The organism is Cryobacterium sp. MLB-32 (assembly GCF_000738085.1).
Taxonomy (GTDB): Bacteria; Actinomycetota; Actinomycetes; order Actinomycetales; family Microbacteriaceae; genus Cryobacterium.
This window is the reverse complement of sequence record NZ_JPRS01000212.1, coordinates 1-3,133: the sequence shown is the minus strand read 5'-3', so window position 1 is coordinate 3,133 and position 3,133 is coordinate 1. Positions and strand designations below refer to the sequence as shown.

Below are 3,133 nucleotides of genomic sequence, written 5' to 3'. Positions count from 1 at the left end.
TCTAGAGCCATCGTGTGGTGTCCTTTGTGAGTTGCTTTAGTCGGTACTCACTGACCATCCCACGATGGCTCCTCACGTCGATAAAGCAACGCTCAAAGCGGGGAAACCACACCACTCAACGGGACATGACCATGGCCGTCTGGGTTGAGGGCGGGCAAGACAATCAGACTCGCGATACCGAACCATGCAATTCCCCAAGCCGCAAGCCAAATTCCGAGGGGTTTGCGGCTGCGGTAGGCGAGCACGATCCCGAGCGCGGCCACAGTGAGGCCCAAGTCTTCCTTCACAAACACAAGGGGCATGGCCCACAGCATGCAGGCGATCCACTGCCGGCCCAGAAAGGCCGTCAGCGAGAATGCCAAAAGAGGCACCGCGAAGGCGATTTCGTGAAACTGAGCGTCAGCGGCGCCCTGCAAGCCCCAGCTAGAAGCAAAGGCCAGTCCAAACAGCAGCGCCGCAGGCCGGCCCAGCAGCCGGCCCGCCGAGTAAGTGATGGCCGCAGCAGCCATTCCAAACAGCACATTTTGCACGACCAACAACGTGAAGGCGCTGGGGAAAGCTGCATAGATCGGTCCCAGAAGAACAAGCAGCGGATGAAAGTGATCCCCGAGAAGGTTGAAGTCGCCACCCTTGATCGTGACGATAGGCGCATGAAATGACGCGTACTGCTTCGCGAGCTGCGTGAAAATTCCCAAGTCCCACGACCGCACCTCGTACGCGTCCCATTGAAACCACGAAAACACGGTGTACACAGTGGCAGTGAATAGCCCGACTAGTGCCGCTGGTCCGGCGCTTCCAGCCCGCGCTTGCGACTTTACGAAGGCGCCCTCAACCTGCTCAACACTCGAAGCACCAACAACGGGCGGGATGAGCCCCAAGGTTTGACTCGCCATCGTGCCCCCGAACCGTGCTGACCTCACTCTTGAACTCGAAACGTACCATTTCGACAGCACGTTCTGGTCAGGTGCGGCACGGCAGCCGAATCTTGTGCGACGCGGATTTGGAGCAAGTCGAAGGGCCTGGGCTGGCCGCTCTCCTCGTTTCGCATGGCAATCTCCAATAGGTCAGGGACGTTGCCATCCGTCGTGCAGATCTCGGGCGCGGTTTCGTTTCGGACAACCCAGGGTGTTGACAGCGAAGGGGCTGAGGGCGATTCTCGTTCGGACGACCGGGCTCCAAATCGCAGTAATGGAATGCCACCCACGGGCACCAGAGGCCGCAGCAGGGCAGTAATGTACTCTTCGTGTCCACGCAAGGTCAGCTGTGTTCGATTGCTCGTCATCGTCGATCATGTGAAATAGATCGTGTCACCCCGGCACCGGTGCGGATGAGTCCCCACGGCGAGTACTCCATCAGCCTGAAATGCCTGTGATCGGTTCCCCGACGTCCTCAGAGATTTCCTCCTGGCACAACGAGATCGCGCGCCCTGCTTGACCCTGGGTGTCCTGAAGGAGGTGGCTGAACACGGCGGTGTACGTGGAGGGGTCGAGGCCCCAATTCTCGACTATGGGAACGCTCTCGGCGGGGGGAAGTATCCTGGCGTCCCATCCGGCGGCCTGGATACAATCGACAAAGTCTTCGGCGTAGACCGACTTTACGACACCGTCGAGGTCGACGTATTGGGGGAAGAAGGCCGTGGCCGCTCCGTTGCCGGCGATGCCGAGAACTAGCAGAGCTCCTGCTCCGATTCCTATCCGGGCCATGCCGTGTCGGCGTCCGATGGTTCGGCGAACACTGCGTTCGGCGTTCGCGACGGTCGATGCGATCTGTGCTTGGTTGGGGGGTGTGATGTTCACGAGGTGCTCCTTCTACTGGTTTTCAATTCGTGCTGCACCTAGGCGGATGCGGGTGCGTTGGACGCGCTTGCGCGCGGCTGCGGGTGTCATACCGAGCGCGGCTGCGGCTTGTGCGTAGCTCTCTCCTTCGAGCAGGCAACGATTAATCAGCTGCCTGTCAATCTGGCTGAGGGCATCAATTTCTTCCCGGACCCAGTTCAACTCTTCGATTGCTGACGTCGGTGCGCCCGCGTTTGTGGCAGTCTCTGCTGCGTCGAGTGGAAGCGTCCGCCGCGCGCGGGAGCGCCTGTTGGAGTTGTAGACCGTGAATCGGCAGGTCGTCAGTAGCCAAGGGAGCGCCGACTCACCTGCCAGCACGATTTTGTGCCGTCGCTTCCACATCACCAGGAAGGTGTCTTGAAGAAAATCGTCGGCTTGGTGCGCCTCGTCTGCCAATGCCCAGGCAAACCGGTACACGGCCGGTCCGTGCCGTGTCATGAGCTCGGAAAAGGCACCTTTGTCACCACGGTTAAGGCTTGCCACGAGCGTATTGTCTGAGTCAGAATTCAAGATGTACCTCCACCTATACAGTGTCAGCGGAGCAAGCCTTTGTGACACGGCGGTCCAATTCGCCATGAATAGATGTCCACAATCGTCAGACAGTCCAGAATTGTTTCTGTCCCAACTCTGACCCGCAGTGGGGGTCACGTGGCGCAGCGTTCACCGGAAAAGACCTGCTGGATACTCGCCGGGGCTCCGTGATCACTAGGGTGGAGACAACGAGTGGGGGCGCGTGAACGAGGACGAAGCTGCAGGGTCTGGGGTGAAAGCATCACTCCGATGCTGTCTGGACGGACCTATCGACGCGAACCGCACAGGCCGAAGCAGCGGTTTACGTGAAACCGGACATTGACGAGACCGTCGGCGACTTCATCGAGCTGGTTAGAGGTGGAAGCTGAAGCGCTACAGGCCCCGGCGGCGCGTGCAACGAGAGACGGAGGGGTCTGATGCTGCCGACAGCCCTGATCTAACTCTCGCTGACCACGCGGCCGCCACACGGCAAATTCGTCCGGCTCAGTCGCCCGGCGTCGCCCGACGTGCCGTGTCCTGGCGCGTCCTAGTGACCAATGGAATCGATACAGTCGTGGTCGTGAGCACAAGTCTGACTCCGCTCAATGAAGAGTCATCATTCGTAGTGAATAGATAGGTAAATTGCTCATGAGAAAGCTACCAGTAGCTCGTTCTGAAGGGCCCACTCACGGTGGTCGAAAATCAACATTCAATAAACGCTTCAGCCGTCATCGGCTGAGCGCTCTGGGCCTTGCCGTTTTTTTCCTCACAGGATGCACTGCCGAGCA

3 protein-coding genes are annotated in these 3,133 nt (G+C 59.3%); all 3 read right to left on the bottom strand.

Features of this window, described 5'->3' with window-relative positions; translation table 11 throughout:
• Nucleotides 1-92 precede the first annotated feature (92 nt).
• Entirely contained in the window at nucleotides 93-752 is a 660-nt protein-coding gene (locus JF66_RS16250; RefSeq protein WP_231556470.1) for a DUF2079 domain-containing protein, read from the bottom strand.
• A 600-nt stretch (nucleotides 753-1,352) separates the two neighbouring features.
• Complete coding sequence (locus tag JF66_RS16245) at nucleotides 1,353-1,796, bottom strand: hypothetical protein (RefSeq protein WP_035879659.1); 444 nt, start codon at nucleotides 1,794-1,796, stop codon at nucleotides 1,353-1,355.
• 12 nt (nucleotides 1,797-1,808) lie between these two features.
• Nucleotides 1,809-2,318 carry an RNA polymerase sigma factor gene (locus JF66_RS16240; protein ID WP_197059447.1) on the bottom strand — a complete coding sequence of 170 codons (510 nt, stop codon included), beginning with the start codon at nucleotides 2,316-2,318 and terminating at the stop codon, nucleotides 1,809-1,811.
• Nucleotides 2,319-3,133 lie beyond the last annotated feature (815 nt).